Consider the following 1,776-nt stretch of genomic DNA (forward strand, 5'->3'; position numbering starts at 1 on the left):
CGAGAACGCCGCCGAGATCGGCATCGAGCACAACCTCGGCCTCACCTGCGACCCGGTCGGCGGCCTGGTCCAGATCCCGTGCATCGAGCGCAACGGCATGGCCTCGGTCAAGGCCGTCACCGCCGCCCGGATGGCGCTGCGCGGCGACGGCCGGCACCACGTCTCGCTGGACAAGGCGATCAAGACGATGAAGGAGACCGGGGCCGACATGAAGATCAAGTACAAGGAGACCTCGCGCGGCGGCCTCGCCGTCAACGTCATCGAGTGCTGATCACGGCGGCCCCGGGCACCCGGCCCCGCGCCGCGTGCGGGGGTCCGGTGTGCGGGGGCGCCGGACGGACGGGCGCCGGACGGACGGGCGCCGGACGGACGGGCGCCGTGCCGGCCGGTGCCGGACGGACCGCAGCCGCGCGGACCAGCGCGGCGCGGACCAGCGCGGCGACGGCCTCCGCGTGCTCCTCCAGGAAGAAGTGGCCGCCCTCGAACACCCGCAGGTCGACGCCCCGGGCGGACCAGGCCTCCCAGGCGGAGGCCTGGTCCCGCGACACCCTCGGGTCGCGGTCCCCCACCAGGACGCTCACCGGGCAGTGGACCCGGGAGCCCGCGACCGGGCGGTAGGTCTCCACCGCCCGGTAGTCGCCGCGGATCACCTCGAGGGTGTGCCGCAGCAGGTCCTCGTCCTCGGCGATCCGCCGGTCGACGGCGCCGAACGCCGCCAGCTCCGCCAGCAGCTCGGCGTCCCCGAGCTCGTGCACCGTGTGCGGGAGCCCGAGGCCGATGCCCGGGGCCGTCCGGCTGGAGACGATCAGCGCGGCCGTCCCGGCACCCCGCCGCTCCAGGCGCCGGGCCGTCTCGAAGGCGATGCTGGCGCCCATGCTGTGGCCGAACAGGACGAGCGGCTCGTCCAGGTACGGCTCCAGGGACTCCACCACGTGCTCGGCCAGCTCGTGGACGTCGGTGACCGCCGGCTCGTGGAAGCGGTCCTGGCGGCCCGGGTACTGCACGACCAGCACCTGGTGCTCCGGGGCCAGCGCGTTCGACAGGAAGCGGAACGCCGACGCCGAGCCCCCGGCGTGCGGCAGGGCGACCAGCCGGGCGCCGCCGGGCCGCGCGCTGTGGAAGCTGCGGATCCAGCGGCCGCCGGTCACGGCCGGGGCGGACGTCACCGGGCCACCGTCCAGGAGTCCTCCCCGCCGAGCAGGGCCGTCAGGTCGCCCTCGCCCTGGCGCCGGACGGCCTCGTCCAGCTGCTCGTTGAGCTGCCGGTCGTACACCGGGCGCTCGACGTCGCGCAGGACGCCGATCGGGGTGGGCTCGGAGAGCCGGGAGAGTGCGAAGGCGCGGGTCGGATCCGGGTCGGCGACGTCGTGGACGATCTCCTCGCCGTCCGGGGTGAGCCGGTACGGCCGGCCGTGTTCGAGGCGGAGCAGCGCGGTGTCGCGGGTGGCGGGGTCCTTGAGGACGTCGAAGGCGCCGTCGTTGAAGATGTTGCAGTTCTGGTAGATCTCCACCAGCGCCGTGCCCTGGTGCTCCGCCGCCGCCCGCAGCACCGACTGGAGGTGCTGGCGGTCGGAGTCGATGGTGCGGGCCACGAAGGTGGCCTCCGCGCCCAGAGCCAGCGACAGCGGGCGGAAGGGCTCGTCCAGCGAGCCCATCGGCGTGGACTTGGTGATCTTCCCGGTCTCGCTGGTGGGCGAGTACTGGCCCTTGGTCAGGCCGTAGATCCGGTTGTTGAAGAGCAGGATCTTCAGGTTGACGTTCCGCCGCAGGGCGTGGA

The 1,776-nt window shown here is 74.0% G+C and carries 3 protein-coding genes; 1 reads left to right on the forward strand and 2 read right to left on the reverse strand.

The window, feature by feature from the left end; all coding sequences use genetic code 11:
- A partial coding sequence (locus ABT247_RS33320) for an L-serine ammonia-lyase, iron-sulfur-dependent, subunit alpha (protein ID WP_350750328.1) occupies window positions 1–271 on the forward strand: 271 nt, incomplete at its 5' end.
- On the opposite strand, the gene ABT247_RS33325 is transcribed toward ABT247_RS33320, so the two are convergent.
- A complete protein-coding gene (locus ABT247_RS33325) occupies window positions 258–1,166 on the reverse strand; it encodes a thioesterase II family protein (RefSeq protein ID WP_350750330.1) in 909 nt (302 codons plus the stop codon). The two genes, ABT247_RS33320 and ABT247_RS33325, sit on opposite strands and share 14 nt — an antisense overlap.
- Window positions 1,163–1,776, reverse strand: a 614-nt coding sequence (locus ABT247_RS33330) for a thiamine pyrophosphate-dependent enzyme (protein ID WP_350750332.1), incomplete at its 5' end; no start/stop codon positions are given. The genes ABT247_RS33330 and ABT247_RS33325, both read right to left, overlap by 4 nt.

Source organism: Kitasatospora sp. NPDC001539, from assembly GCF_040298565.1.
Lineage (GTDB): Bacteria > Actinomycetota > Actinomycetes > Streptomycetales > Streptomycetaceae > Kitasatospora.